Here is a 26,675-nt window from a genome sequence, read left to right as displayed (position 1 = left end):
GCGGGCGGGATGCCGATGATCGCGCCTTTCCTCATCCCCTTTCCGAATTGCCCGCTCGGTGTGGATCAGGCTAGCCCGTACCGATCGGATACGCCCTGGTGAGCGGTCCGGACGGACTGGCTCCGGCACACGCCGACGGCCCCGGGTACGCTGCCGTACGCCGTTCAGGTTCCAGCAGAGAGGCAGCCCCGCCTGTGACCGTGATTCCGCCGGGCCGTGTTCGCCGGGCCGCGTTGGTGACCGCGATGTCCACCCTGGCCGTGGCCGGGGCGACAGGGGTCACGGGGTGCAGTGAGGATCCGGACGCGGGCACCAACGGAGTGGGCAGACTGTCCGCCGGCCAGATCCAGTCCAGGACCCGGTCGGCGGCGGACTCGGCCGGGGCGCTGCGCCTGTCGGGGACCGTGGTGGCCAGCGGGAAGACGTACCAGCTCGACATGCGGCTGAATGCCGACGGGGGCACCGGTTCGGTCACCTCCAAGGGGGCGGCCTTCCAGTTGCTGCGGATCGGCGACCAGCTGTATCTGAAGGCCGACGTGGACTTCTGGCGTCACGTGGACGGCGCCGGCGCGAAGGGCGGGGACGCGGCGAGCGCGGACAAGCTGGACGGCAAGTACGTGAAGGTGCCGCACGGCGACCCGGCCTACAAGAAGTTCAGCGGTTTCACGGACAAGGACGTACTCCTCGACGGGCTGCTGACGCTGCACGGTGACCTGACGACCGACGGCCACCACGAGCAGTCCGGGGTCCGCACCATCCGCATCACCGGCGACAAGGGCGCCGGCGGCACCCTTGACGTCTCCCTGGAGGGCAAGCCGTACCCGCTCAACCTGGCCCGGGCCGGCGGCGCGGGGACGCTCAGCTTCTCCGACTGGGACAAGGGCTTCACCCTCAAGGAGCCGTCGAAGGCCGACACCGTGGACTACGGCAAACAGCTCCCGGCGTCCTAGCCGGGCGCGCGGCGCCCGGTTTCACCGGTCGCGCCGCGTCCCATGGTCCGACTGGCCCCCGCGCCCTACTTGCGCCTGTCGCCCTTGTCGCCCCTGTCATGCCTCCCGCCCCTGCCACGCCTGGCCAGCAGCCGTGGCAGGCCCGCGGGGACCGGGCGGCGGGTCGTCGCCGGGGTCGGCAGCGGCGGCTCGGCCAGCGGGCCGTCCGGCAGCGGGGCCGTCGCCCCGGTCGGCGTCAGACGGAGCACCCGGCACTCGCGGGCCCAGCGGTCCGTCATGGCCTCGCCGTCGGGCGCGTTGAGCCGCTTGCCCTTCAGCTCGGCCACGGCCGTCTCCCACCCCTCGGACCCCGCGGGGAGTTCGGCCACCGTCGCCGTCCAGCCGACCAGCCGGCCGCCCTTGTCCTTGCTGCGTACGGTCACCTCGGCGGTGCCGCCGTCCGTGAGGCCGGGCAGCGGTTGTTCCCCGGGTCCGTCGCCGACCAGGCACACCGCTCCGTCGTGCCACACGTGCCACAGCGCGCGTGCCGCGGGCGCCTCGGCGCCGCGGACCCAGACGAGGCCGGACTTCTTCGTGGCCTCCTCGACGAGGGCCCCATCGAGCAGCTCGGTTGTCATGCGTCCAGCCTAGCCAGCCGCCCCGCGGCCGGGGCCGCCGTCGCCGTCACAGCCAGCCGTTGCGCTTGAGCGTGCGGTGGATGGTCAGACAGAGGGTGGCCGTGATGCCCATGATCAGCGGGTAGCCGTACTTCCACTCCAACTCGGGCATGTACTTGAAGTTCATGCCGTACACGCCGCACACCATCGTCGGTACGGCGATGATCGCGGCCCAGGCCGTGATCTTCCGCATGTCCTCGTTCTGCGCGACCGACGCCTGCGCCAGGTTGGCCTGGAGGATGGAGTTGAGCAGTTCGTCGAAGCCCACGACCTGCTCCTGCACCCGGGTGACATGGTCGGCCACGTCCCGGAAGTACTTCTGGATCTCGGGGTCGATCAGCCGCATCGGCCGCTCGCTCAGCAACTGCATGGGCCGCAGCAGGGGCGAGACGGCGCGCTTGAACTCCAGGACCTCGCGCTTGAGCTGGTAGATCCGCGCCGAGTCCACGCCGCGCGACACCCCGCCCTTGCGGCCGGGCGAGAAGACCTCGGTCTCCACCTCGTCGATGTCGATCTGTACCGCGTCCGCGACCGCGAGATACCCGTCGACGACGTGGTCGGCGATCGCGTGCAGCACCGCCGAGGGCCCCTTGGCGAGCAACTGCGGGTCGTCCTGCAACCGGTGCCGCAGCGTCCGCAGCGACCCCTGCCCGCCGTGCCGGACGGTGATGAAGAAGTTCCGGCCGGTGAAGCACATGACCTCGCCGGTCTCCACGACCTCGCTGGTGGCGGTGAGCTGGTCGTGCTCGACGTAGTGCACGGTCTTGAAGACGGTGAACAGCGAGTCGTCGTACCGCTCCAGCTTCGGCCGCTGGTGTGCCTGCACCGCGTCCTCCACGGCCAGCGGGTGCAGCCCGAACTCGCCCGCGATACCGGCGAATTCGGCCTCCGTCGGTTCGTGCAGGCCGATCCACACGAAACCGCCGTCGCGCCGCACCTGGCGCATCGCCTCGTGCGGGCTCAGCGGCTTCGCGCTCTCGACGCGTGCGCCGTCGCGGTAGACGGCGCAGTCGACGATGGCGGAGGGGGTCGCGGGATCGCGGGTGGTGTCGTAGACCAGGCTGTCCCGGCGCGGCGCGGCCTTGCGCAGCGAGGGACGGGAGGGGCGGACCACGGCACGCAGGTCGCGGATCATCGACATGGCGAGCTCTCCTTCGCGGTGAGCGGCGAAGCGCGAGAGGGCCGTTGTGACGGCTGAAACTGCCCGGAATATGGACGTCCTCGGTGCGCATGTTTGGCACGTCCACAAAGCGGGGAGCACCGCACCGTCGCGGTGGCGAGCTTCGCTGCTGATTCAGATCAAACAGATCAGGCAGAACAGAACGACGTGCTCTTCCGAGGGCACGGACGACGGCGCGAGCGCGAGAGGTGCCAGCAGACCAGATCAGGAACGGGCTACATCAACGACCGGAAGAGCGAGTGGTACTGCACGGTCGACTTCGATCCATGACAGCCCCACCTCCTCCAGCCAGTCCCTCGTAAGGGACGGTCCATTCCCCGTCGGGGAGTCTCACAGGTGTCGGGACTCGATGCGACGCTTCTGCGTGCTGCCCGAACCACCGGCCAAGAGTATCAGCCGACCGCAGTGTCAAGGCGCCGCTTTGCCCGGCACTGACGAGTTCTATATTCACCGCATGGTTGATGTTCTTCCTCTGGTCGAGGCCCGGTTGACGACCGCTCTGGGCGCACCGGACGCGCGCGCGGCCGTCACCTTCGTCGGCACGGACCGTATCGAGGTGCTCCGCTTCCATGACCGCGACCCCGACGGGGACATCGTCCGCTACGCCACGCTCGGCATGTCCGCCCAGCCCATGACGGATCCCGCGGCGCTGCTCGCCGACCCCGTCGAAGGCCCGCGCGCCGAGCTGGTGCTGTCCGTCCGCGCCGGTCGCGCCGACACCGACAAGGTGCTCCGCCCGCTCGCCGTACTGGCCGCTTCACCACAGGTCGAGGGTGTGATCGTGGCTCCCGGCGGTTCCCTCGACGTGGGCGGCCCGCTGTGGCCGGGCGCACCCTTCAGCTCCGTCCTGGTCGCCGAGCCCGGCGGACTGGTCGAGGATCTGGAGCTGGACGTGCCGAGGGATCCCGTACGGTTCCTGCCGCTGCTGCCGATGACCGCGAACGAGGCCGCCTGGAAGCGGGTGCACGGCGCGCAGGCCCTCCAGGAGCGCTGGCTGACGAACGGGACGGATCTGCGGGACCCCGCCCGCGCAGCCGTCCCGCTCGACTGACCGGGTCCGGCCGGGAGCCCGGCCGCGAGTGACGGATCTCACCGAATCCTGGCCGGAAGGGCTCAGTTGGCGAAGACGCCGACTCCGTCCTCCGCGGCCTGCCGGGTCTCCGGCTCCGCGGCTTCGGCGGACAGCGCCTTGCGCCGTACGACGACCATGGCCGCGCCGAGCAGCGCGGTGACCGCCGCCACCGCGAACGGGACGCGGCTGTCGGTCCACCTCTCGATCTTCGGCGCGAAGTAGGGAGCCGCCGCCGCGGCGAACCAGCGCACGAAGTTGTATCCGGCGCTCGCCACCGGGTGTGGGGCGTCCGAGACGCCCAGGGCCAGTTCGGTGTAGACGCTGTTGTTCACGCCGATGAACGCGCCGGACAGGATGGTGCAGACGACGGCCGTGGTGTGGTCGCCGTAGCCGAGCACGAGCACGTCCGCGGCGAGCAGCACCAGCGAGGCGCCGAGCACCTTGAGCGAACCGAACCGAACCGCTGCTGCGCCCGCGGGGCCACGAGCACCGAGAAGACGGCGAGCAGCAGGCCCCACGCGAAGAACACGGCGCCCGAGCGGTACGGGGACAGGTTCAGCACGAACGGGGTGAAGGCCAGCACGGTGAAGAACGTGTAGTTGTAGAAGAACGCCGAGGCCGCCGCCGAGGCGAGTCCGCCGTGGCCGAGCGCCCTGAGCGGGTCGAGCAGCGCGGTCCTGCGGGCGGGCCTGGGCTGCTCCTTCAGGAACGCAGTGATGCACAGGAAGCCGACCGCCATCAGGGTGGCCGTCCCGCAGAACGGGTAGCGCCAGCTGGCGTTGCCGAACACCGCGCCCAGCAGCGGGCCGCAGGCCATGCCGAGGCCGAGCGCGGACTCGTACAGCAGGATCGCGGCGGCGCTTCCGTCGGCCGCCGCGCTCCGTCCATGTGTACTCCCACCCGGACACCGGCCCCCGGAGGGGCCGTCCATCGCGCGTCGCCCTAGGCACCTGCTAAGTTAGCGCCCCTAATTAATGTGACATACATCTAGTTTCTCGGGCCGAGGAATCCGCCCGGACGGGTGATCGTCCTTGACGTGGGCGAGCGCGGGTAGGACCGTGGGGCCCTATGAGGGGCGAACCCAGTTGCCCGAAGTGCGGGGGCCGGGTCAGGGCTCCCGGACTCTTCGCCGACTCCTGGCAGTGCGACGTGCACGGGACGGTGCACCCGTTGCAGCCCGTCATCCCGCCCAGCGTCGAGGCGCTCAGCGTCGTGGTCCAGCGCACGCAGGTACCGGTGTGGATGCCCTGGCCGCTGCCGGTCGGCTGGCTGTTCACCGGCGTGGCCTGCGCGGGCGACGACCGCAGCGGCGGCCGGGCGACCGCGGTGGCGTGCTCGGGACCCGGCCCGCTGGGGGGCATCGGCGAACTGATCCTGGTCGCGGAGGAACTGGGGGTCGGCCTCGGTGCGTACTACGCCGGCATCGAGGGTCCGGACCCGGGACCGTATCTGAGCGTCGAGAAACCGCCCCAGGCCAAGGTGCTGGCGGCCGGCCGGCCGGCCCCCCTGTGGCATGTCACCGGCGCCCCCGGCGACCGTGCCGTCTTCGCGGGCGAGGCCCGCGGGCTGTGGCTGTGGGCGGTGGTGTGGCCCGAGCAGACGGGGCTGATCATGTACGACGAACTGGTGCTGACCGACCTGCGGGACGCGGGCGCCGAACTGGACCTGGTGCCCTGCGGTGCGCTGTCCCCGAGGCTCCTGAAGCCCTGACCGCCGCCGTTATGCTTTAGCTGATCCCCTGGTCCCGTCTCCGCCTGGAGCCTGCTTCGTGCGTATCGACCTGCACTGCCACTCCACGGCCTCGGACGGCACGGACACCCCGGCCGAACTGGTGCGCCACGCCGCCGCGGCCGGTCTGGACGTCGTCGCCCTGACCGATCACGACACCACCCGCGGGTACGCCGAGGCCGTCGCCGCGCTCCCGGCCGGGCTCACCCTCGTCCCGGGCGCCGAGCTGTCCTGCCGCATCGACGGCATCTCCATGCACCTGCTGGCCTACCTCTTCGACCCCGGGGAGCCCGCCCTGCTCGCCGAGCGCGAGCTGGTCCGGGACGACCGGGTGCCGCGGGCGCAGAGCATGATCGCCAAGCTCGCCGAACTGGGCGTCCCGATCACCTGGGAGCAGGTGAAGCGGATCGCCGGTGACGGTTCCGTCGGGCGGCCGCACGTCGCGTCCGCGCTCGTCGAGCTGGGAGTCGTGCCGACCGTGAGCGACGCGTTCACCGAGGAGTGGCTCGCCGACGGCGGCCGGGCCTTCGTGGAGAAGCACGAGACCGACCCGTTCGAGGCCATCCGGCTGGTCAAGGCCGCCGGCGGCGTCACCGTCTTCGCGCATCCGGCCGCCGCCAAGCGCGGGCGTACGGTGCCGGAGTCCGCCATCGCCGAGATGGCCGCGGCCGGACTCGACGGCATCGAGGTCGACCACATCGACCACGTCGCCCACGACGTCGACGCCCGCGACCGGCTGCGCGGCCTGGCGAAGGATTTGGGGCTGCTGGTCACGGGCTCCTCGGACTACCACGGCAGCCGGAAGACCGTGGCGCTCGGCGCGTACACCACCGATCCCGAGGTGTACGGCGAGATCGTCCGGCGAGCGACCGGCGCCGCCCCCGTCCTCGGGACCGGCGGGGTCTGACACCCGTCCCGAACGCGCGGAGCCCCCGTCCGGCAGTCCTGCCGTGCGGGGGCTCCGAAGTTCTCGGCGACGATGACCGTCGCCGTCGACCGTCGTCGTCGACCGTTACGAGGTCTGGCTCTCGGCGGGCCGGATCCACAGCCGCTGTCCGATGGCGGCGGCCTGCTGCACGATCCGGTTGACGGAGGCGGCATCCACGACAGTGCTGTCCACGGGCGTTCCGTCGACCTCGTCGAGTCGCATGATCTCGAAGCGCATGGCCTCTCCCTTCGTCTCTTCGTTCTGTCTGATTCAACGGGATGCGCGGTACAAACATTCCCTACGCTAAGGAAAATTTTCGAACGGCTAAGTACTGATAGGTAAGAGCTGATTGCAAGACCGACCGGGACCGGTTGTGTTCGCTGCGTGACCGCCGGGACAATGGAGGTGATGAATGACGACCTCACCGGCATCCAAGCCCGCATCGACCGCACGAACGAGCTGCTTCAGCGCATGCTCGCCGAAGTGGCGAAGACGCCCTCCACCCACGCGATCTTCGTCGACGCCGGATACCTCTACGCGGCCGCGGGACGCCTGGTGGCCGGGACGGAGGACCGCCGGGCCTTCGACCTCGACGCGGAAGGAATGATCGAGGCGCTCATCGACCGCGCCCGCACGATCTTCGCGGACAGCAGGCTGCTCAGGGTCTACTGGTACGACGGCGCCCGGCGCCGTATCCACACCGCCGAGCAGCAGTCCATCGCGGAACTGCCCGACGTGAAGGTCCGCCTCGGCAATCTGAACGCCAACAACCAGCAGAAGGGCGTCGACTCACTCATCCGCACCGACCTGGAGTCCCTGGCCCGGCACCGCGCCATCAGCGACGCGGCGCTCATCGGCGGCGACGAGGACCTGGTCTCCGCGGTGGAGGCGGCCCAGGGCTACGGCGCCCGGGTCCACCTCTGGGGCATCGAGGCACCCGAGGGCCGCAACCAGGCGGAGCCCCTGCTCTGGGAGGTCGACAGCCAGCGCACCTTCGACCTGGACTTCTTCAAGCCGTACGTCTCCCGGCGCACCGCCCCCGCCTACGAGGGCACGGGGTCCCGGCCCACGCGCGAGGACGTACGCTTCGTCGGCGCCCAGATCGCGGCGAAGTGGCTGTCCGCCCGCGGCCGGGAGAACCTGATGGAGCTGCTGCCCGGCCACCCCTATCTGCCCGGCTCGGTCGATCAGGATCTGCTGGTCGACGCGGAAGCGCTGCTCCAGTACTCGCTGCGCGGCCAGGCGGACCTGAGACGCGCGCTGCGGGACGGCTTCTGGGAGCACCTGCGGACGCAGTACTGACGCGGTGACGCCGTACGGCTGACACGGCGACCGGTGCGGTGCCGCCGTCCTCCGCCGGGTCAGCCGTCCGCGCCCGTCCGGTCCCAGAAGTCCGCGAGGGCGCGGGCCGTCGCCAGTGGCTGGTCGGTGTTGGGGGAGTGCTCCGCGCCCGCGATGACGGTCCTGTGGGCCCCGAGGCGTACGGCCATGTCGTCGAGGAGCGGCACCGGCCAGGTGTCGTCGGACGCGCCGGACAGCACGTGGAACGGCAGCGTCACGGCGGCGAGTTCACCGACGCGGTCCGGCTCGGTGCACAACTGGCGGCCGGTGGCGAGCAGTTGGGCCGGCTTGTTGCCGAGCCAGCGCAGCCGCAGCTGTGTCCGGTCGTCCGGGCCGCCGTCGACCTCGGTCTCCTCGGGCGGCTCCATGGCCTGCATGGCCTCCCACACCTGGGCCATCGACAGCACGGCGAGGGCGTCCCGCAGCAGCTTCACGCGCTGCTGCTGGGAGACGGAGACCTGGGCCGGCCCGGAGGCCATGAGGGTCAGCGAGCGGAACGGAACGGCGTCGAGGAGCACCGCCGCGCGCGCGATCTGCCCGCCCAGGGAGTGGCCCAGCAGATGCACCGGGGTATCGAGCGCCGCGGCCTGCGCCAGCACGTCCCGTGCCAGCTCCGCCTGCGCATAGGCGGATTCGTCGTCCTGCGGGCCGTCCGACTCGTACTGTCCGCGTCCGTCGACGGCCACCGCCCGGTAGCCGCGCCGCGCGAACTGCACGAGCAGCGGGTTGAAGTCCTCCTTGCTCCCGGTGAACCCGGGCAGCAGCAGCGCCACCCCCCGCGGCTGAACACCGTCGGCCACGGGGGAGTCGACCACGGCGAACTCACCACGCGCGGTGTGCAACGCGTAGGCGCGGGTGCCGGGCGGCGGGACGAAGGAAGGCGGCCTGCTCATGCCCCAGAGGCTAGCGGGCGGGCGCGGTCGGGAGGAGGGCAGGCAGGAGGAGCGAAGGTGAATCCCGCCACGTCAACGGCCCGGCCCACCGCGGCCCGTCACGTCAACTGCCCACCCATGCCGATGGCCCGCCCCACCGACAGCCAGGCCCAGCGGCGGTCCGCCACGCCGATGCCCGCCACGCCGACGGCCCGGTCCCGCGGGGAGCGGGCCGGGCCGTCGGGGTTCGACCGGACTGGGGTGCCGGGTCAGGCGGTCAGGACTCCGGGGTCTCCGCCGCCGCGGTGGCCTTCCGGGTCCTGCGGACCCTGGGCTTCGCCTCGGAGCTGCCGTCGGTGGTCGCGGAAGCGACCGGTGCCGCCTCGGCCGTGGCCTTGCGCGTGCGCCGCCTCGGCTTGACCTCCGGCTCCTCGGTGGCCTGCGCCGGGATGCCGGCGCTCGCCGGTTCGGCGGCGGCCTTCCGGGTCCGACGGACCTTGGGCGCCGCCTCCTCACCGTCCGTGGCAGCGGCGGCGGCCGTCTTGCGCGTGCGCTTCGGCGTGGTCTCCGCGGCCTCGGTGGCGTCCACGGCGGCCGCGGCCGTCTTCCGGGTGCGCTTCGGCTTCGCCTCCGTACCCTCGGCGGTGTCCACCGCCGTCTCCGCCGCAGCCGTGGCCGCGGCGGTTTTACGGGTCCGCTTCGGCTTGGCCTCGGCGGTCGCCTCCGACGCGTCCGCGGTGACCTCGGCGGTCGCAGCCTTGCGGGTGCGCTTCGGCTTGGCGGCCACACCCTCGGCGGTGTCCACAGCGGCCTCGGCCGTGGCCGTGGTCTTGCGGGTCCGCTTCGGCTTCGCCTCGGCTTCTACGGTCGCTGCGGGTGCCTCGGCGGGGGCGGCAGCGGCGGTCGCCTTGCGGGTCCTGCGCTCGGGCTTCGCCTCCGTGGCCTCGGCGGTGTCCACCGCGACCTCGGCGGCCACGGCCGTCTTGCGCGTACGGCGACGCGGCTTGGCGGCGTCCGTGGCGGCGTCGGCCACCACGGCGTCGGCCGCACCGTCCCCGTCCACGACGGCGACCGGCGCGGCGGCGGTCTTGCGGGTACGGCGGGCCTTGGGCTTCGCCTCAGCGGCCTCGACGGTGTCCACCGCGACCTCGGCGGCCGCTGCCGCCTTGCGCGTACGGCGGCGAGGCTTGGCCTCCGCCTCCGCGTCCGGCGTCGCCACGGCTGCCGCGGCGACGGCTTCGACGGCCGCTTCCGGCTGGACGAAGACAGGAGCCGCGGCGGTCTCGACGACGGCCGAAGGGGCGACGACCGCCTCGGTGGCGCTGGTCTCGGCCGGCGCCACCGACCGTTCCGACGTCTTGCGCGTACGGCGGCGGCGTGGTTGCGGCTCGGCGGTCTCGACCGCCGCGGGACCCTCCGCCGTCGTCAGCGCGGCCTCGGCGGCCTGTGCTGCCTGGGCCGGCTCGGTGGCCGGTGACTGCTCCACGGAGCTGACCGCCGCCGGCTCCGCGGGCGCCCCGCCGCGCATGCGGCGACGGCGGCGCGGCGTACGGGCCGCCGTCGCTTCCTCCGCGCCGGTCTCGGCGCTGTCCGGTGCCACGGAGCCGCCCGGTGCCGTGCCGGACCCGGCCGGCGCGGAGTCGAGCGGTGTTCCGCCGCGCGTACGGCGACGGCGGCGCGGTGTGCGGGCCGGGCGCTCGCGCTCGTCGGGCCGGGACTCGCTCCGGCCGCCGCTCCGCCCGCCGCGACCGCGCGCACCGCGGCCGCCGGTCTCGCCGAGGTCCTCCAGCTCCTCCGCCTCCAGACCCGCGCGGGTGCGCTCGGAGCGCGGCAGGACACCCTTGGTGCCCTCGGGGATGCCGAGGTCGGCGAAGAGGTGCGGGGAGGTCGAGTACGTCTCCACCGGGTCGTTGAAGCCCAGCTCCAGCGCCTTGTTGATCAGCTGCCAGCGCGGGATGTCGTCCCAGTCGACGAACGTGATCGCCGTACCCTTGGCGCCCGCCCGGCCGGTCCGGCCGACGCGGTGCAGGTACGTCTTCTCGTCCTCGGGGGACTGGTAGTTGATGACGTGGGTCACGCCCTCGACGTCGATGCCGCGCGCGGCGACGTCGGTACAGACGAGGACGTCGACCTTGCCGTTGCGGAAGGCGCGCAGCGCCTGCTCGCGGGCGCCCTGGCCGAGGTCGCCGTGGACCGCGCCGGAGGCGAAACCGCGCCGCTGGAGCTGCTCGGCGATGTCCGCCGCCGTCCGCTTCGTCCGGCAGAAGATCATCGCCAGTCCGCGGCCGTCGGCCTGGAGAATGCGCGCGATCATCTCCGGCTTGTCCATGGAGTGACCGCGGTAGACGAACTGCTTGATGTTGGCGACCGTCGCGCCCTCGTCGTCCGGCGCGGTGGCGCGGATGTGCGTGGGCCGGGACATGTACCGACGCGCGAGGCCGATCACCGCGCCCGGCATGGTCGCCGAGAACAGCATCGTCTGCCGCTTGGCCGGGAGCATGTCGATGATCTTCTCGACGTCGGGCAGGAAGCCCAGGTCGAGCATCTCGTCGGCCTCGTCCAGGACCAGGCACTTGACGTGCTTCAGGTTCAGCTTCTTCTGCCCGGCGAGGTCGAGCAGGCGGCCCGGGGTGCCGACGACCACGTCGACGCCCAGCTTGAGGGCTTCCACCTGGGGTTCGTAGGCCCGGCCGCCGTAGATCGCGGTCACCCGCACGTTGCGTACCTTGCCCGCGGTCAGCAGGTCGTTGGTGACCTGCGTGCACAGCTCGCGGGTGGGGACGACCACGAGCGCCTGCGGCGCCTCGGTGAGCGCCTCGGGCGCGGCCCGGCCCGCCTCGACGTCGGCGGGCACGGTCACCCGCTCCAGGAGCGGGAGGCCGAAGCCCAGCGTCTTGCCGGTGCCGGTCTTGGCCTGGCCGATGACGTCCGTCCCGGAGAGGGCGACGGGAAGCGTCATCTCCTGGATCGGGAAGGGCGTGATGATGCCGACGGCTTCCAGGGCCTCGGCGGTCTCGGGAAGGATCCCGAGTTCTCGAAACGTCGTAGTCAGGGTGCTGCCTCTTCTGTGTGCGCGGCGCGAGGCGAGCGCGGGGGTCGTGTCGGACCGTGCCAGGGACATCGGCCGCCTGCCGGGCGAACCGCGGGGGCAAGCCGTGTGACACGGGACCTCTGCCGACGCTCTAGCGCTCTCGCCGCTGAGGGTCCCTCCGAACGTCGTACGCAATGTGCCGTACGGCCGTGGAGAGCTGTCGGGTCGGAGCCGATCGGGCCACCGACCGGGCATCCTCATGCGTGCGGCCTGACCGGAAACGGCGTCGCGCTACGACGGAGTGCCCAGCAGGCGCATTACCACCATACCCCGGAATCGTGCATATGCGATGGCCGATTTGGTCACGTAGTCGCCATCACAGTGATTGAGCAGGTACTTCCACGATCCTGCGGGCGGGCTATTGTGCGCTTCATGACGAGCTCTGACAAGGCTGACCACGAGGACCCCCCGGCCGAGGCCGCCACCGGAGTCGCCGCCCAGGACTGGGCCACGGCCTCCGCCGAACCGCAGTACCGCGCCGCGGTCGTGGACCTGCTCGGCGCGCTCGCGTACGGCGAGCTGGCGGCGTTCGAGCGCCTCGCGGAGGACGCCAAGCTGGCGCCCACGCTGGCCGACAAGGCGGAGTTGGCGAAGATGGCGTCGGCCGAGTTCCAGCACTTCGAGCAGTTGCGCAACCGGCTCCGGGAGATCGGCGAGGAGCCGACCGGCGCGATGGAGCCGTTCGTCGCGGCGCTCGACGGCTTCCACCGCCAGACGGCGCCGTCGGACTGGCTGGAGGGCCTGGTCAAGGCGTACGTCGGCGACTCGATCGCCAGTGACTTCTACCGGGAGGTCGCGGCCCGGCTGGACGCCGACACACGCGGGCTCGTCCTGGCGGTCCTCGACGACACCGGGCACGCCAGCTTCGCCGTCGAGAAGGTGCGCGCGGCGATCGACGCGGAGCCGCGGGTGGGCGGCCGGCTCGCGCTGTGGGCACGGCGGCTGATGGGCGAGGCGCTGTCGCAGTCCCAGCGGGTCGTGGCCGACCGGGACGCGCTGTCCACGATGCTCGTCGGCGGGGTCGCGGACGGGTTCGACCTCGCGGAGGTCGGCCGGATGTTCTCCCGGATCACCGAGGCGCACACCAAGCGCATGGCCGCTCTGGGGCTGGCCGCCTGACCAGTGCCCCTGACCAGTGCATCTGAGGAGTTGCATGACCGGCCGCGCTGCATGACCGGGCGCCCGGTCGACGGCTGCGTCTGCCCGCGGGTTCCGTCCGTCGGCATGGTCGTCGTGGGTGCGGTCGTCGTGGGTGCGGTCGTCGTGGGTGCGGTCGGCGTGGGGGCGGGGCGCCGTCGGCAGGGAGCGGTCAGGCCGGGGCGGAGCGTCGGCTCAGCCCTCCGGCCGGGCGGAGCAGCAGCGACAGCGAGGCCGCGGAGACGACCGCCGCGCCGAGCAGGCTGAGCAGGACCGGGCCGGGGCCCAGCGCCGTGTGCGTGACGAAGTCGCCGAACAGGGCTCCGGCGACACCCGTGCAGAAGACCAGGAGGCGGGCGGGCAGCCGGTGGGACAGCCGGTGCACCGCCGCGGTGGTCAGGGCCAGACCGACCAGGGCGGAGCCGAGAGCTTCCAGGATCATGACGGGTCCTTCCCACAGGCCGGCCGGCGCTTCGACGAGGTCGTAGCCCGTCTTACCCGTGGCCTGCGGAACGCAATCCTCCGCTGTGCGGGCCTTGTGCGTTCGGTGTGAGGCACCCGCGCACGCCGTACGCGCGCGAGGGACCCGGCGGCAAGCTGCCACCGGGTCCCTCGTCCGGGCCTGCGGCGGGAGCGCCCGGTGCCGGGCGGCGTCCCGCGTACGGACTACAGCGCGCTGAAGCCCACCTTGCGGGCAGCGGGCTCGCCCAGCTCGATATAGGCCAGGCGGTCCGCGGGGACCAGAATCTTCCGGCCGCGCTCGTCCTCAAGGCTCAGCAGCTGCGACTTGCCGGACAGCGCATCGGCCACCACGCGCTCGATCTCCTCCGCGCTGAGACCGCTCTCCAGAACGATCTCGCGGGGCGCGTGCTGCACGCCGATCTTGACCTCCACGGCTATGTCCCTCCGACGGTCAGTGAAGTGCGCGACCCTGCGCGCCGTACCCAGCACACATTAGCCCGGTGAGGGGACGTACACGCAGCACGCGAGAACGCCAGGAGCGAACAGCGAACGGGAACAAGCGCGGGCCCGTGCGGATCACCCGGGACCGGGCGGATCAGAGGTGCTGTTCGCTGCCGTGCAGCGGGAAGCCGGCGATGCCCCGCCAGGCCAGCGACGCCAGCAACTGCACCGCCTGGTCGCGCGGCACGCTCCGGTCGCTGTGCAGCCAGGAGCGGGCGACCACCTGGGCGAGCCCGCCCAGGCCGGAGGCCAGCAGCATCGACTCCGCGCGCGAGAGGCCGGTGTCCTCGGCGATGACCTCGCAGATCGCCTCGGCGCAGTCCTTGGTGACCTTGTCGACGCGTTCGCGCACCGCGGGCTCGTTCGTCAGATCGGACTCGAAGACCAGCCGGAAGGCCCCGCCGTCGTCCTCGACGTACGCGAAATAGGCGTCCATCGTCGCCCGGACCCGCTGCTTGTTGTCGGTCGTCGAGCCGAGCGCACCCCGCACCGCCTCGATCAGGGACTCGCAGTGCTGGTCCAGCAGGGCGAGGTAGAGGTCGAGTTTGCCCGGGAAGTGCTGGTAGAGCACCGGCTTGCTGACGCCGGCCCGCTCGGCGATGTCGTCCATCGCCGCAGCGTGGTAGCCCTGCGCCACGAACACCTCCTGAGCGGCGCCCAGGAGCTGATTGCGTCGGGCACGGCGCGGCAGGCGCGTGCCCCGCGGGCGTGCCGCCTCTGTCTGCTCGATGGCTGTCACGCCGCCTCCCAAATCGTCCCACTGCGGTGTGCGCCGCGCGGCCATCGTACTTTTCGGTAACCGTGGTGTGCGCGGTGCGAGCGCAGAATTTCACGGACGGGACGGTGGTGGAAGCCGATCAAGGCGCCGCAAAAGGGGCAGGTCACTCCGTATGTCCGACCCCGTGTCCATCCCTATGTCCGTCTCTGTGCCTGTCTCTGTGTCCGTGTGCCGGTCTCAGCGGTAGTCATCCTCGTCCAAGGAGACGACACGCGCCTGTTCGATGAGGTCGGCCTCGTTCGCGCGGTCCCGGTCCGCGTCGGTCAGCGGAGTGTCGCGTTCCGGTGCGACGTCCGCACGCTGCTCCGCCGCGTCCCCCTCGGGAGCCTCGACGTCGATCTCCGGAACGCCGCGGGCCGCCTCCAGATCCTCGATCACGTCGGGATCGGTGGGGTCGTAGGCCATGACGGGCTCCCTTCCAACGAACGTCCCCGGAAGAAGCGGGGGCCATATTCGGGTGCCTCGGTACGAGCGTATGAGACACCCGATACGGACGCTATGCCATGGATCGCCGGGAGATGCGGGGTTCGCGCCCGGCGACACGCCCGAGCCCTACCCATGCCTGTGACGGCGAACACATGAGCCACAACGTGATCGTCTCGTAACATTGCCGCATGTCTTCGACCGAGTCGCCGTTCGTACCGGCCTCCAGTGTGCTTCCGAGGGTGGCGCTCGCCAGAGTCGAGGACGGCGAGCGGCTCGTGTCGTTCGAATTGCCGGGGGCGACCCTCGCCATCCGCTCGCGGCCGCCCACGCGCGAGGACGCGCCGCCCGCCCTGTACGTGCACGGCCTCGGCGGCTCCTCGCAGAACTGGTCGGCACTGATGGCCGCCCTGGACGGCACCGTCGACAGCGAGGCGGTCGACCTGCCGGGCTTCGGCGACTCCCCGCCGCCGGACGACGGCGACTACTCCGTCACCGGGCACGCGCGCGTGGTGATCCGCTACCTCGACGCGGCCGGGCGCGGCCCGGTCCACCTTTTCGGGAACTCCCTGGGCGGCACGGTCGCCACCCGGATCGCCGCGGTCCGGCCGGATCTCGTCCGCACCCTCACACTGGTCTCCCCCGCCCTTCCGGAGCTGCGGGTGCAGCGCACCGCCGTGCCGACGGCCCTGCTGGGCGTGCCCGGGGTGGCCCCGCTGTTCACCCGGATCACCCGCGAGTGGTCGCCCGAACAGCGGGTCCGTGGCGTCATGGGGCTCTGCTACGGCGATCCCGGGCGGGTCACCCCGGAGGCGTTCCGGTACGCCGTGGAGGAGCTGGAGCGGCGGCTGCAGATGCCGTACTTCTGGGACGCGGTGGCGCGTTCGGCGCGCGGGCTGGTGAACGCGTACACGCTGGGCGGCCAGCACGGGCTGTGGCGCCAGGCCGAGCGCGTACTCGCCCCGACCCTGCTGGTCTACGGCGGACGCGACCAGCTCGTCAGCTACCGCATGTCCCAGAAGGCGGCCCGCTCCTTCCGCGGCTCCCGGCTGCTCTCGCTGCCGGAGGCCGGGCACGTGGCGATGATGGAATACCCTGAGGCGGTGGCCGAGGCGTTCCGGGAACTTCTGCGGGAGGTGCGGGAGTTGACCGGGGAGGACGGGCACGGCGACCGAGCCGGTGTGCATGCGGCCCCGACCCGGCGACCCGGCAAAACCGGTGCCCCGGCCTCCGGCGACGCCGCAGTCCCCGTCGGCGCAGCCGGGCAGACCGCGCGCGCCGTCGAGGACGACAGGGGCGACAGGCACGACCGAGGGGTCGACACGGACCACGAAGACGACACGGACGCGGGGAGCTGAGGGGCGAGGTGGGACGTCACAGCCGCCGCGGGTCCGCCTCCAGGGGCGACAACGACATAACCGCAGGAGACACGGCACCGGGCCCGCAGGCACCGGCAGGTGCCCCGGGCGGCGCGGCCCCGGACGCGGACCGCGTACCGGCGCAGGCGCCCCGGCGCGGCGCCGCGCCGGGGCCGCCCTCCGGCCCCGCACAGGGACCGTTCCCCGGGCAACGGCGGCCATCGGCCGACGGCCCGCCCGGGCGTGGCTTTCCCCGGCCGAACGGCGAGAGCCCCGCGCGGGGGGTTCAACGTACGCCGGACGGGACGCCCGCACACGGTTTCCCACGAGTGCCGGGTGGCACTCCGGCCGGTGGGGTTCCCCGCCCGCCGGACGGCACTCCCGCGCACGGTTCTCCGCGGCTGCCTGACGGAACGCCCGCACACGGCTTTCCGGGAGTGCCGGGTGGCACTCCGGCCCGTGGGGTCCCCCGGCCGTCGGACGGAACGCCCGCCCATGGCGTCCCGCCCGTTCGTGGTGGGCATCCCGAGCAGCGTGAAGCGGGCGGCGGCTGGGGCGAGTTCGCGGGACAGCCCGGTGCGGGGCCCTCGGGCGCCCCGGGGCCGGCCGCCGCGGGCCCCGGCGCCACCCTGCCGCGGCAGCGGTCCCGGAGGCCGGGCGGGCCACGGCAGGAGTACCTCGACGCCTTCGACAGCGCCGGCGACGAGGCGTTCGCACTGCACACCGAGGCCGAGGCCGGCGCGCGGCAGGCCGAACCGTACGGCAGCACCGCCCTCGCGGCGGACGGGATCGGCGCGCGCCCCGCGGACGGCACCGACGACGACCTCCCGACCGGTCCGCCCGCACCCGGCAAGGGCGGCATGGGCCGCGCGTTCACCGGGATCGCGGCCGCTGCCGTCACCACCGTGCTCGCGGTGATCGTGGCGGGACAGGTCGCCGACCACCCGGACGACGCCCAGGTCCAGCCCCAGTCCGCCACTGACCAGGCGCGTGACGCCCGAGAGCCGGCCTCGCGCGACGGCCGGACCACCCCGTCCGCGTCACCCCGCGTGGTCGCGCCGACGTACGCGCAGAAGATGGCCACGAAGTACCCGCTCAGTGCCACGCTCAAGGGGTCGGGCAAGTTCGACGCGGTTCCCGGCTTCGCCAAGGCGCCGGGCACGGGCCAGAAGTACACCTACCGCGTGGACGTCGAGCAGGGGCTCGGCCTGGACGGCGGACTCTTCGCCCAGGCGGTGCAGAAGACGCTCAACGACCGCCGCAGCTGGGCGCACGGCGGCGGGCGCACCTTCGAGCGCATCTCCTCCGGCGAGCCCGACTTCGTCATCACCCTGGCCAGCCCCGGCACCACCGCCGAGTGGTGCGCCAAGTCCGGCCTGGACACCACCGTGGACAACGTTTCCTGCGACTCGGCCGCCACCCAGCGCGTGGTGATCAACGCCTACCGATGGGCCCAGGGCAGTAAGACCTACGGGAACGAGATCTACGCCTACCGGCAGATGCTGATCAACCACGAAGTGGGCCATCGGCTCGGCCACAACCACGTCAGCTGCGAGAAGAGCGGGGAACTGGCCCCGGTCATGCAGCAGCAGACCAAGTTCCTCGACCATGACGGGATCCACTGCCTGGCCAACCCCTGGCCCTATCCCGGGAGTTGACCCCCGCACCTGTCGTCACATTGACATGAGCAAGATGTTCGTTCATATTTCTGCTCATGTGGTCCTGTCATGCCGTCGTCACCTGCGCCGCCATCGAGCTGGCGCTGATCGGCGTGACCGCGCTCTGCGTAGCCGACATCGACTGTCGCTGACGCCCGCTCCTGGCGTTCGCGTCGCGACCTGATTCACCACTCCTGTGGCCCGTGCCGACAGCACGGAGCTTTTCGACGACCCGGCGCCGGGTGGACGTCTGTTCTGCTGCGTCTCACCCCTTGTCCCCTTGTCTCGCTATTCGGGCAGTCCCGCCCTCGTGGCGCGAGCTGTCCCGCCGTTCGAGGAATCCTCGACACCAACCGAGAGGTCGTCATTCCGATGCGTCATCCGTCCCTCACCGCGCGCCGTGTGGCAGCGGCAGCCGTCAGCCTGGTCGTGGCAGCGGGCGCCGCCGCCTGCGGGCCGGAGGACAACGATGCCAAAGGGCCGAAAGCCGGCTCCGCGCCCCACAAGGGCGGCACGCTCACGGTCCTGAACTCCACCCCGCAGCAGAACTTCGACCCCGCCCGGCTCTACACCTCCGGCGGCGGCAACGTCCCGTCCCTGGTCTTCCGCACGCTCACCACCCGCAACCGTGCGAACGGCGCCGACGGTTCCCAGGTCGTACCCGACCTCGCCACCGACACCGGGCGCCCGAACCAGGACGCGACCGTGTGGACGTACACCCTGAAGCAGGGCCTCACGTACGAGGACGGCACCCCGATCACCTCGGCCGACATCAAGTACGGCATAGAGCGGTCCTTCGCCCCCGAACTCTCCGGCGGCGCCCCGTACCTGCGGGACTGGCTGGTCGGCGCGGCCGGCTACCAGGGGCCGTACAAGGACAAGAAGGGGCTGTCGTCGATCGGGACACCGGACGACCGGACGATCGTCTTCCATCTGAACAAGCCCGAGGGCGAGTTCCCCTACCTGGCCACCCAGACGCAGTTCGCGCCGGTCCCCAAGAGCAAGGACACGGGTGCCAAGTACGAGGAGCACCCGCTCTCGTCCGGCCCCTACAAGGTCGTCAAGAACGAGAACGACGGCGAGCACCTGACCCTGGAGCGCAACCCCCACTGGTCGGCCGCCACCGACGACGAGCGCAAGGCCTACCCGGACACCATCGACGTACAGTCCGGGCTCGACTCCTCGGTGATCAACCAGCGGCTGTCGGCGTCCCAGGCCACGGACGCGGCCGCCGTCACCACGGACACCAACCTCGGACCCGCCGAACTCGCCAAGGTCACCGGTGACAAGGAACTGGCCGCGCGGGTCGGCACCGGCCACTTCGGTTACACGAACTACCTCGCCTTCAACCCGACGGTCAAGCCGTTCGACGACCCGAAGGTGCGGCAGGCGATCTCGTACGCCATCGACCGCTCGTCGGTGATCAACGCGGCCGGCGGATCGGCCCTCGCCGAGCCCGCGACCACCTTCCTGCCGAACCAGAAGTCCTTCGGCTACACGCCCTACGACCTGTTCCCGGCGGGCCCGGCCGGTGACCCGGCCAAGGCCAGGGAACTGCTGAAGGAGGCGGGTCACCCGAACGGGCTCGCCATCACCCTGACCCACTCCAACAGCAAGAACTTCGAGACCAGCCCGGAGATCGCGACCGCCGTGCAGGACGCGCTCAAGAAGGCCGGCATCACCGTCAAGCTCCAGGGCCTGGAGGACAACGACTATGCGGACAAGGTCCAGGGCGGCAAGACGGAGCCGGGCTTCTTCCTGGCCCACTGGGGTGCCGACTGGCCGTCCGGCGGCCCCTTCCTCGCCCCGATCTTCGACGGTCGTCAGATCGTCAAGGACGGCGCGAATTTCAACACCGGCCTGCTCGACGACAAGTCCGTCAATGACGAGATTGACGCGATCAACAAGTTGACCGATCTTGATGCGGCGGCCCAGCGGTGGGGTGCACTGGACCAGAAGATCGCCGAACAGGCCCTGGTCGTACCGCTGTTCCACCCCGTCTACAAGCGTCTGTACGGCAAGGACGTCAAGAACATCGTGATCAGTGACTGGACCGGTGTCCTCGACATCTCCCAGGTCGCGGTCAAGTAGGGCGGGCGGGCCGACATAGTCATGAACGAAGCACAGCCATGAGCACGGCCGTACCGGCCGCCGGGTCCTCCCGGACCTCCGGGACGGACACCACCGTCCCGGAGGTATCCGGGGCCCGCCTGTTCTGGCGGCGCCTGCGAACGCAGCGCGCCGCCCTCGTCGCGGCGGTCCTCGTCGCGCTGCTCGTCCTGGTCGCGCTCGGTGCGCCGCTGCTCACCGTCATCGAGGGCCAGGACCCCACCACCTACCATCCGTCCCTGGTCGACTCCGCGCGCGGTGGCGTGCCCGTCGGCCCGTTCGGCGGGATCAGCGGCGACCACTGGCTGGGGGTCGAACCGCAGACCGGACGCGACCTGTTCGCGCGCCTGGTCCACGGGGCGCGCGTCTCCCTGGGCGTCGCGCTGACCGCGACCCTGCTGCAGATCCTGCTCGGCGTCGCCGTGGGCGTCGCGTCCGCGCTCGGCAACCGATGGGTTGATCAACTGTTGAGCCGGGCCACCGACATCATCGTGGCCATGCCGCTGATGATCATGGCACTGGCGCTGCTCGCGATCGTGCCGTCGACCTTCCCGCGGACCGTCCTGGTCACCCTGGTCATCGGCCTGATCGGCTGGGGCAACATCGCCAAGATCGTGCGCGCCCAGACACTCACGCTCAAGGGGCTCGACCACGTCGCCGCGGCGCGGCTCAGCGGCTGGGGCGCCTGGCACGTCGCCCGCCGCGAACTGCTGCCCGGCCTCGCCGCGCCCGTCATCACGTACGCGGCACTGCTCGTGCCCGCCAACATCACCGTCGAGGCGGCCCTGTCCTTCCTCGGCGTCGGTGTGAAGCCACCGACGCCGTCCTGGGGACAGATGCTCACCTCGGCCGACGTCTGGTACGAGGCCGCGCCCCAGTACCTGCTGCTCCCGGCCGGCGCCCTGTTCCTGACCGTCCTCGCGCTGACGGTCCTCGGCGACGGCGTGCGCACCGCCCTCGACCCGCGCGCCGCCTCCCGCCTGCGCGTCGGCACGGGCCGCGGACGCGGCTCGCGCAAGAACGCGAGCGGGCTTCACGGGGATGCGGGTGCGCTTCGCGACGACGTGGGTGCGCTTCGCGACGCCGCGAGCGGGGCCGGGCGGGATGTGACGGGGTTGCGCAGGGACGCGAGCGGGTCCAGCGGGGACGCCCCTGGGCTCGGCAAGGACGTGAGCGAGTCCCGTGGGGACGCGCGCGGGTCCGGCGCGAACGTGAAGGAGGAAACCGCATGAGCGGCTTCGGCGGTTTCGTCCTGCGCCGCGCCGTCGGCACGGTCGTCACCCTGCTCGCCATCTCGGTGATCGTCTACGTCGTCTTCTACGCCACCCCGGGCAACGTCGCCCAGATCACCTGCGGCCCGCGCTGCTCACCGGAACAGGTGCACCAGGTCGCCCAGCAACTGCGGCTCGACGATCCGCTGTACGTCCGCTACGGCCACTTCCTGCAGGGCCTCTTCGTCGGCCAGGACTACTCGACCGGGGTGTCCGTCGAGCACTGCTCGGCCCCCTGCCTGGGGCTGTCGTACCAGACGGGCCGGCAGGTCCTGGACATCATCCTGGCCAAGCTGCCCGTCAGCCTGTCGCTGGTGCTCGGCGCGATGGTGCTGTGGCTCCTGCTCGGAGTCGGCACCGGCGTGCTGTCCGCCTGGCGGCGCGGGCGCATCTCCGAGCGCCTGCTGACCGCCGTCACCCTCGCGGGCACGGCGACCCCGGTGTTCGTCATCGGTCTCGTGCTGATGATCGTCGTCTGCGGCGAGCTGCACCTGCTGCCCTTCCCGCAGTACGTGAACTTCGCCGACGACCCCGAACAGTGGGCGTGGAACCTGCTGCTGCCGTGGCTGTCGCTGGCCCTGATCGAGGCGGCGGCGTTCGCCCGGCTCACCCGGGCCGCGATGCTGGAGACGCTGGCGGAGGACCACATCCGCACCTTCCGTGCCTACGGCATCGGCGAGCGGTCCGTCGTCGGACGGCACGCGCTGCGCGGCGCCCTCGCCCCCGTCATCGCGCTGAACGCCAACAACGTCGGCGGCGCGATCGGCGGTGCCGTGCTCACCGAGACCCTCTTCGGCCTGCCCGGCATCGGCCAGGAACTGGTGCACGCGGTCAACGTCGTCGACCTGCCGGTGATCGTCGGCATGGTCCTGGTCATCGGCTTCTTCGTAGTCATCGCCAACGCCGTCGCGGACGTGCTGTACGCGCTGGCCGACCGACGGGTGGTGCTCGCATGAGCCTGGTGGAAGTCACCGACCTCACAGTCGAGTTCGGATCCGTACGGGCGGTCGCCGGGCTGTCCTTCCGGCTGGCGCGCGGGGCCGCGCTGGCCCTGGTCGGCGAGTCCGGCTCCGGCAAGTCCACGGTCGCGGGCGCCCTGCTGGGCCTGCACCGGGACACCGGGGCCCGGGTCGGCGGCTCCGTCCTGGTCGCCGGGACCGATGTGCAGCGGGCCTCCGACGAGGAACTGCGGCGGCTGCGCGGCGGGACGGCCGCCATGGTGTTCCAGGACCCGCTCTCCTCTCTCGACCCGTACTACGCGATCGGCGACCAGATCGCCGAGGTGCATCGCGCGCACGCGCGCGCGTCGCGGCGAGCGGCACGCGCGCGTGCCGTCGAAGTGCTCGACCGGGTGGGGATCCCCGACGCCCGGCGCAGGGCCCGCTCGCGCCCGCACGAGTTCAGCGGCGGCATGCGCCAACGCGCGCTCATCGCCATGGCGCTGGCCTGCGCACCGGAGTTGCTGATCGCGGACGAGCCGACCACCGCGCTGGACGTGACCGTCCAGGCGCAGATCCTCGACCTGCTGCACACGCTGCGCGAAGAGACCGGGATGGGCCTGCTGCTCGTCACCCACGACGTGGGCGTCGCCGCCGAGAGCGCCGACGAGGTACTGGTCATGCGGCACGGCGAGGCAGTCGAGCACGGCCCGGTCGGCACGGTCCTCGCGGCGCCCGCACAGGAGTACACCCGTGAACTGCTCGCCGCGGTCCCGCGCGTGCACGCGGCGCGAGGCCAGGCCCCGGGCACGCCTGAGACACGGGTGACGGCCCTGGGCACTGGTACGGGGACAGCCACGGGGACGAGTGCGGGTACGGGGACGAGTACGCGCACGGCTACGGCTACTGATCCGGAGGCGTCGGCCAAGGGCGCGGCTGCGGGTGCGGCCACGGCTAGGGGTGCGGGTGCGGACTCTTCGGGCGTCGGCGCGCGCGAGGTCGTCCCTGGTACCGCCGAGGACGCCGTGTCCCGGGCCGCCGGGGAGGATGACGTATCCCGGGCCATCCGCGAGGAGGACGTGTCTCCGGCCGTCGGCGAGGAGGACGTGTCCCGTGCCGCCGGCGAGGTGGTCCTGGAGGCGGTCGGACTCCGGCAGGTCTTCGGCCGGGGCAAGCGGGCCGTCAGCGCCGTGGACGGCGTCTCCCTCACGGTCCGCCGGGGCGAGACCCTCGGCGTCGTGGGGGAGAGCGGCAGCGGCAAGACGACCCTGGGCCGCATGCTGGTCGGCCTGCTGGAGCCGACGGCGGGCGAGATCCACTACGCGGGACGGCCGCACACCGGGGTGAACCCGGCCGTGCAGATGGTCTTCCAGGACCCCGTCTCCTCCCTCAACCCCCGCCGCACCGTGGGAGAGTCCATAGCCGACCCGCTGCGCGCACGAGGCCGAGAGGCCCGGAAGGACGAGGCGCGCATCCGGGGACGGGTGCGCGACCTGCTGGAACGCGTGGGGCTCGAAGCGGCGCACTACGACCGCTATCCGCACGAGTTCAGCGGCGGCCAGCGCCAGCGCGTGGGCATCGCCCGAGCGCTCGCCGCCGACCCCCGCGTCATCGTCTGCGACGAGCCGGTCTCCGCGCTGGACGTCACCACCCAGGCCCAGGTGGTCGCCCTGCTCGGCGAGTTGCAGCGGGAATTCGGGATCGCGCTGGTCTTCGTCGCGCACGACCTCGCCGTCGTCCGCCGGGTCAGCCACCGGGTCGCGGTGATGCGCGGGGGCCGCGTCGTCGAGTCCGGGCCCGCCGACGAGGTGTACGACTTCCCGCAGGACCCGTACACCAAGCAACTCCTGGCCGCGGTGCCCGCCCTCGACCCCGAGGCCGCCGCCCGGCGCCGGGCGGCCCGGCGTGAACCGGTCGCGACATGACGGTTCGTATCCGCACGATCCCTTAGCGCGACGGAACGCCGCGCGCACGCGAAAGTTACGACCGTTCACCCCTTTTGGTGGCGCGACGGACAACCGTCCGTCGCGCCACTGCCTTGTCCGCATACGTTCGTCCCGCTGCGAGCCACCGGGCAACGGTGGCTCCCCAAACGGGAGATCGGGGGTGCACACATGCGCATCGGACTGCTTACGGAGGGTGGCTATCCGTATGTCGGCGGTGACGCGGGACGCTGGTGCGACCGGCTCGTGCACGGGCTCGGGCAGCACGAGTTCGACCTCTACGCGCTCAGCCGCAGCAGGCAGCAGGAGGACGACGGCTGGCTCCCGCTCCCGCCGCAGGTCAGCCGCGTACGCACGGCACCGTTGTGGACGGCCGAGCACGACGGGTCCCGCCACGGACGGCGCGCGCGCCGGCGCTTCGCCACGTGCTACGAGGATCTGGCGATCGCCGTCTGCCTGGGCTCGGACGATCAGGCGGACCGTTTCGCCAGCGGCCTGTACGGGCTCGCGGAGCTGGCCCGCGACGAGGGCGGACTCGTCGGCGCACTCCGCTCCGAGGCCGCCGTGCGCGCGCTGGAGCGAGTCTGCCGCGCGCCCGGTGCGTCGCACACGGCGCGCGGGGCAGGCGTCCCCGACCTCCTCACCGTCGCGGCACACCTCGAACGCGCCCTGCGCCCCCTCTCCCTCGACTGGTACGAGGACGACGGTCTCGGCTCCGTCGACCTGTGCCACGCGACCTCCGGCGGCCCCGCCGCCCTGCCCGGCCTGCTCGCCCACCATTTCTTCGGCGTGCCGCTCCTGGTGACCGAGTACGGCGTGCGGCTGCGCTCGCACTACCTGACCGCAGGCACCGGCACCGAGGCCCCCGCCGTACGGGCGCTGCTGGCCGCCTTCCAGCGTCGGCTCGCCGCCGAGACCTACGCACGGGCCACGCTCCTCACACCCGGCAACACGCACGCCCGCCGCTGGCAGGAGCGCTGCGGCGCGGACCCCGCCAAGATCCGCACGGTCTACCCGGGCATGGACGCCGCCCGTTTCGCCGAGGTCGGCGAGGACCAGGAACGCGCCGACCCGGACACCCTGGTGTGGGTCGGCCGGGTGGAGCCCGGCAAGGATCTGGTCTCGCTGCTGCACGCCTTCGCGGAGGTGCGCAGGGCGCGGCCCACGGCCCGACTGCGGATCGTAAGCACGGCCGTGGGCACTGCCGGTGATCCGGAGGGCCGGGCCCACCTGGGCCATTGCCGGTCCCTCGCGGCGCAACTCTTCCCGGACGAGGCGGACGGCGCGCACGCGGTCGGGGACAACCCCGTCTCCTTCGACGCCATCGGCGGCCCGGAGGCCCCGACCCTCGCCGACGCGTACGCCTCCGGCTCCGTGGTCGTCCTGTCCAGCGTCGTCGAGGGCTTCCCCGTCGGCCTGGTCGAGGCCATGTTCTGCGGGCGGGCGACGGTGTCCACGGACGTCGGTGCGGTGGTCGAGGTCATCGGCGGTACGGGCCTCGTCGTACCCCCGCGCAATCCGCGGGCTTTCGCCGCGGCGTGCGTGGCGCTGCTGCACGATCCCGAGCGCCGTGCACGCCTGGGCGCGGCGGCCCGCGCCCGCGCGCTCGAACTGTTCACCGTCGAGCAGAACGTCGCGGCATTTCACGGCATTTACCTGGAGATCGTCTCGCGTTCCCCGGTGCGGCGCGTGCTGCTTGACGACGCCGGCGAACCCCTGCCGTTCGCTGCCCCGGCCGAGGCGCACATCCCCGGCCACTGGACCGGCCAGGCGAGCCGGGTCCTCGCCCACGGCACGCCCGGCTGGGCCACCGGGACGACTGCACGGGTACCGGCTGCCCCGGCGCCCGTCGCCTCAGCACCCGCCGCTCCAGTACCCGTCGTCCCGCTGGCCGTCACGGAGGGCGCCCGATGACCGGCCTCGGCGAACTGGACCGTCCCGGAACCCCCGCCAGCCCCGGCGCCTGGAACGCCGACTCGCAGGGCTGGCTGCTCAGGAACCGGGAGGAACCGGATGCCATGAGCGAGCCGGATGCCATGAGCGGACCGCTAGCTATGAGCGAGCCGGTAACCGTGACGGAACCGGAAGCCAAGAGCGGGTCAGGCTCCGCCCCAGGTTCGGCGGCAGGTCTGGAATCCGGCTTGACGCCTGGTTCGGATTCCGGGGCAGTATCCGGAGCGGTATCCGGAGCCGCGACCAAGGCATCCAAAGAAGGGCCTGGGGCGTCCGGGGTGCCGGAGGCATCGGAGGCATCGGAGGCGTCGAAAGCGTCGGAGGTC

23 protein-coding genes and 1 pseudogene are annotated in these 26,675 nt (G+C 72.1%); 14 read left to right on the top strand and 10 right to left on the bottom strand.

Translation table 11 applies throughout. The features are described 5' to 3' along the window. Nucleotides 1–194 precede the first annotated feature (194 nt). A complete protein-coding gene (locus ACFYPJ_RS10890; protein ID WP_389013702.1) occupies nucleotides 195–950 on the top strand; it encodes a hypothetical protein in 756 nt (251 codons plus the stop codon). A 65-nt stretch (nucleotides 951–1,015) separates the two neighbouring features. Here the strand turns inward: ACFYPJ_RS10890 and ACFYPJ_RS10885 are convergent, their stop codons facing one another. Then, nucleotides 1,016–1,567, bottom strand: coding sequence for a hypothetical protein (locus ACFYPJ_RS10885; protein WP_389013699.1), 552 nt, complete (start codon nucleotides 1,565–1,567; stop codon nucleotides 1,016–1,018). A gap of 46 nt (nucleotides 1,568–1,613) precedes the next feature. Then, a complete protein-coding gene (locus tag ACFYPJ_RS10880) occupies nucleotides 1,614–2,747 on the bottom strand; it encodes a magnesium and cobalt transport protein CorA (RefSeq protein WP_389013696.1) in 1,134 nt (377 codons plus the stop codon). A 493-nt stretch (nucleotides 2,748–3,240) separates the two neighbouring features. On the opposite strand from ACFYPJ_RS10880, the gene ACFYPJ_RS10875 reads away from it, so the two are divergent. After that, a complete protein-coding gene (locus ACFYPJ_RS10875) occupies nucleotides 3,241–3,837 on the top strand; it encodes a suppressor of fused domain protein (protein WP_389013693.1) in 597 nt (198 codons plus the stop codon). A 62-nt stretch (nucleotides 3,838–3,899) separates the two neighbouring features. On the opposite strand, the pseudogene ACFYPJ_RS10870 reads toward ACFYPJ_RS10875, so the two are convergent. Next, nucleotides 3,900–4,735: pseudogene (locus ACFYPJ_RS10870) on the bottom strand (MFS transporter); the annotation flags it as partial. Between the two features lie 191 nt (nucleotides 4,736–4,926). On the opposite strand from ACFYPJ_RS10870, the gene ACFYPJ_RS10865 reads away from it, so the two are divergent. Beyond that, a complete protein-coding gene (locus ACFYPJ_RS10865; RefSeq protein ID WP_389013690.1) occupies nucleotides 4,927–5,568 on the top strand; it encodes a DUF6758 family protein in 642 nt (213 codons plus the stop codon). A 58-nt stretch (nucleotides 5,569–5,626) separates the two neighbouring features. Then, on the top strand, nucleotides 5,627–6,493 hold the full coding sequence (locus tag ACFYPJ_RS10860) for a PHP domain-containing protein (RefSeq protein WP_389013687.1): 867 nt from the start codon (nucleotides 5,627–5,629) through the stop codon (nucleotides 6,491–6,493). Between the two features lie 105 nt (nucleotides 6,494–6,598). On the opposite strand, the gene ACFYPJ_RS10855 is transcribed toward ACFYPJ_RS10860, so the two are convergent. Then, nucleotides 6,599–6,751 (bottom strand): hypothetical protein, encoded by a 153-nt coding sequence (locus ACFYPJ_RS10855; protein WP_376529819.1) that lies wholly within the window; start codon nucleotides 6,749–6,751, stop codon nucleotides 6,599–6,601. A 171-nt stretch (nucleotides 6,752–6,922) separates the two neighbouring features. Between ACFYPJ_RS10855 and ACFYPJ_RS10850 the strand changes: the two genes are divergently transcribed. Continuing rightward, on the top strand, nucleotides 6,923–7,816 hold the full coding sequence (locus ACFYPJ_RS10850) for an NYN domain-containing protein (protein ID WP_389013683.1): 894 nt from the start codon (nucleotides 6,923–6,925) through the stop codon (nucleotides 7,814–7,816). Between the two features lie 59 nt (nucleotides 7,817–7,875). Here ACFYPJ_RS10850 and ACFYPJ_RS10845 read toward each other — a convergent pair whose 3' ends face one another. Together ACFYPJ_RS10845 and ACFYPJ_RS10840 are read right to left on the bottom strand one after the other, a co-directional pair. After that, entirely contained in the window at nucleotides 7,876–8,748 is an 873-nt protein-coding gene (locus ACFYPJ_RS10845) for an alpha/beta fold hydrolase (RefSeq protein ID WP_389013680.1), read from the bottom strand. Nucleotides 8,749–9,004: 256 nt separating this feature from the next. After that, nucleotides 9,005–11,686 (bottom strand): DEAD/DEAH box helicase, encoded by a 2,682-nt coding sequence (locus ACFYPJ_RS10840; protein WP_389014029.1) that lies wholly within the window; start codon nucleotides 11,684–11,686, stop codon nucleotides 9,005–9,007. A 495-nt stretch (nucleotides 11,687–12,181) separates the two neighbouring features. Between ACFYPJ_RS10840 and ACFYPJ_RS10835 the strand changes: the two genes are divergently transcribed. Further along, the gene (locus ACFYPJ_RS10835; protein ID WP_389013677.1) at nucleotides 12,182–12,937 is read left to right on the top strand and encodes a ferritin-like fold-containing protein; all 756 of its coding nucleotides are present in this window, start codon (nucleotides 12,182–12,184) and stop codon (nucleotides 12,935–12,937) included. 190 nt (nucleotides 12,938–13,127) lie between these two features. Here ACFYPJ_RS10835 and ACFYPJ_RS10830 read toward each other — a convergent pair whose 3' ends face one another. The 4 genes from ACFYPJ_RS10830 to ACFYPJ_RS10815 form a co-directional block, all read right to left on the bottom strand. Beyond that, a complete protein-coding gene (locus ACFYPJ_RS10830) occupies nucleotides 13,128–13,397 on the bottom strand; it encodes a hypothetical protein (protein WP_389013674.1) in 270 nt (89 codons plus the stop codon). A 224-nt stretch (nucleotides 13,398–13,621) separates the two neighbouring features. Then, nucleotides 13,622–13,849, bottom strand: a complete 228-nt coding sequence (locus tag ACFYPJ_RS10825) for a DUF3107 domain-containing protein (RefSeq protein ID WP_389013671.1) — start codon at nucleotides 13,847–13,849, stop codon at nucleotides 13,622–13,624. Nucleotides 13,850–14,012: 163 nt separating this feature from the next. Continuing rightward, nucleotides 14,013–14,657 (bottom strand): TetR/AcrR family transcriptional regulator, encoded by a 645-nt coding sequence (locus tag ACFYPJ_RS10820; protein ID WP_389013668.1) that lies wholly within the window; start codon nucleotides 14,655–14,657, stop codon nucleotides 14,013–14,015. Nucleotides 14,658–14,873: 216 nt separating this feature from the next. Next, the gene (locus ACFYPJ_RS10815; RefSeq protein WP_389013665.1) at nucleotides 14,874–15,101 is read right to left on the bottom strand and encodes a hypothetical protein; all 228 of its coding nucleotides are present in this window, start codon (nucleotides 15,099–15,101) and stop codon (nucleotides 14,874–14,876) included. Between the two features lie 209 nt (nucleotides 15,102–15,310). Between ACFYPJ_RS10815 and ACFYPJ_RS10810 the strand changes: the two genes are divergently transcribed. The 8 genes from ACFYPJ_RS10810 (at nucleotide 15,311) to ACFYPJ_RS10775 (ending at nucleotide 26,310) form a co-directional block, all read left to right on the top strand. Continuing rightward, a complete protein-coding gene (locus ACFYPJ_RS10810; protein WP_389013662.1) occupies nucleotides 15,311–16,477 on the top strand; it encodes an alpha/beta fold hydrolase in 1,167 nt (388 codons plus the stop codon). Between the two features lie 8 nt (nucleotides 16,478–16,485). Further along, a complete protein-coding gene (locus ACFYPJ_RS10805) occupies nucleotides 16,486–18,135 on the top strand; it encodes a DUF3152 domain-containing protein (RefSeq protein WP_389013659.1) in 1,650 nt (549 codons plus the stop codon). Between the two features lie 56 nt (nucleotides 18,136–18,191). Then, nucleotides 18,192–18,287: an Ms4533A family Cys-rich leader peptide gene (locus ACFYPJ_RS10800; RefSeq protein ID WP_389013655.1), complete on the top strand. Its 96-nt coding sequence runs from the start codon at nucleotides 18,192–18,194 to the stop codon at nucleotides 18,285–18,287. Nucleotides 18,288–18,507: 220 nt separating this feature from the next. Continuing rightward, a complete protein-coding gene (locus ACFYPJ_RS10795) occupies nucleotides 18,508–20,226 on the top strand; it encodes an ABC transporter substrate-binding protein (RefSeq protein ID WP_389013653.1) in 1,719 nt (572 codons plus the stop codon). Nucleotides 20,227–20,264: 38 nt separating this feature from the next. Continuing rightward, complete coding sequence (locus ACFYPJ_RS10790) at nucleotides 20,265–21,476, top strand: ABC transporter permease (RefSeq protein ID WP_389013650.1); 1,212 nt, start codon at nucleotides 20,265–20,267, stop codon at nucleotides 21,474–21,476. Further along, nucleotides 21,473–22,471, top strand: a complete 999-nt coding sequence (locus tag ACFYPJ_RS10785) for an ABC transporter permease (protein WP_389013647.1) — start codon at nucleotides 21,473–21,475, stop codon at nucleotides 22,469–22,471. Before ACFYPJ_RS10790 ends, ACFYPJ_RS10785 begins: the two co-directional genes overlap by 4 nt. Further along, a complete protein-coding gene (locus ACFYPJ_RS10780) occupies nucleotides 22,468–24,378 on the top strand; it encodes a dipeptide ABC transporter ATP-binding protein (RefSeq protein ID WP_389013644.1) in 1,911 nt (636 codons plus the stop codon). Before ACFYPJ_RS10785 ends, ACFYPJ_RS10780 begins: the two co-directional genes overlap by 4 nt. A 189-nt stretch (nucleotides 24,379–24,567) precedes the next feature. Then, nucleotides 24,568–26,310 carry a DUF3492 domain-containing protein gene (locus ACFYPJ_RS10775; protein WP_389013642.1) on the top strand — a complete coding sequence of 581 codons (1,743 nt, stop codon included), beginning with the start codon at nucleotides 24,568–24,570 and terminating at the stop codon, nucleotides 26,308–26,310. The last annotated feature ends 365 nt before the right edge of the window (nucleotides 26,311–26,675 follow it).

This window comes from Streptomyces sp. NPDC006012 (genome assembly GCF_042871185.1).
Taxonomy (GTDB): domain Bacteria; phylum Actinomycetota; class Actinomycetes; order Streptomycetales; family Streptomycetaceae; genus Streptomyces.
Note: the sequence above shows the minus strand (reverse complement) of the source record. Positions and strands in the feature narration are given on the sequence as shown.

Coding starts and splice junctions, on each gene's coding strand:
- ACFYPJ_RS10775 (WP_389013642.1), top strand. CDS start 24,568: ATGCGCATCGGACTGCTTACGGAGGGTGGCTATCCGTATGTCGGCGGT.
- ACFYPJ_RS10855 (WP_376529819.1), bottom strand. CDS start 6,751: ATGCGCTTCGAGATCATGCGACTCGACGAGGTCGACGGAACGCCCGTG.
- ACFYPJ_RS10790 (WP_389013650.1), top strand. CDS start 20,265: ATGAGCACGGCCGTACCGGCCGCCGGGTCCTCCCGGACCTCCGGGACG.
- ACFYPJ_RS10875 (WP_389013693.1), top strand. CDS start 3,241: ATGGTTGATGTTCTTCCTCTGGTCGAGGCCCGGTTGACGACCGCTCTG.
- ACFYPJ_RS10830 (WP_389013674.1), bottom strand. CDS start 13,397: ATGATCCTGGAAGCTCTCGGCTCCGCCCTGGTCGGTCTGGCCCTGACC.
- ACFYPJ_RS10850 (WP_389013683.1), top strand. CDS start 6,923: ATGAATGACGACCTCACCGGCATCCAAGCCCGCATCGACCGCACGAAC.
- ACFYPJ_RS10885 (WP_389013699.1), bottom strand. CDS start 1,567: ATGACAACCGAGCTGCTCGATGGGGCCCTCGTCGAGGAGGCCACGAAG.
- ACFYPJ_RS10785 (WP_389013647.1), top strand. CDS start 21,473: ATGAGCGGCTTCGGCGGTTTCGTCCTGCGCCGCGCCGTCGGCACGGTC.
- ACFYPJ_RS10810 (WP_389013662.1), top strand. CDS start 15,311: ATGTCTTCGACCGAGTCGCCGTTCGTACCGGCCTCCAGTGTGCTTCCG.
- ACFYPJ_RS10845 (WP_389013680.1), bottom strand. CDS start 8,748: ATGAGCAGGCCGCCTTCCTTCGTCCCGCCGCCCGGCACCCGCGCCTAC.
- ACFYPJ_RS10800 (WP_389013655.1), top strand. CDS start 18,192: ATGTGGTCCTGTCATGCCGTCGTCACCTGCGCCGCCATCGAGCTGGCG.
- ACFYPJ_RS10780 (WP_389013644.1), top strand. CDS start 22,468: ATGAGCCTGGTGGAAGTCACCGACCTCACAGTCGAGTTCGGATCCGTA.
- ACFYPJ_RS10865 (WP_389013690.1), top strand. CDS start 4,927: ATGAGGGGCGAACCCAGTTGCCCGAAGTGCGGGGGCCGGGTCAGGGCT.
- ACFYPJ_RS10815 (WP_389013665.1), bottom strand. CDS start 15,101: ATGGCCTACGACCCCACCGATCCCGACGTGATCGAGGATCTGGAGGCG.
- ACFYPJ_RS10795 (WP_389013653.1), top strand. CDS start 18,508: ATGCGTCATCCGTCCCTCACCGCGCGCCGTGTGGCAGCGGCAGCCGTC.
- ACFYPJ_RS10880 (WP_389013696.1), bottom strand. CDS start 2,747: ATGTCGATGATCCGCGACCTGCGTGCCGTGGTCCGCCCCTCCCGTCCC.
- ACFYPJ_RS10840 (WP_389014029.1), bottom strand. CDS start 11,686: ATGACGCTTCCCGTCGCCCTCTCCGGGACGGACGTCATCGGCCAGGCC.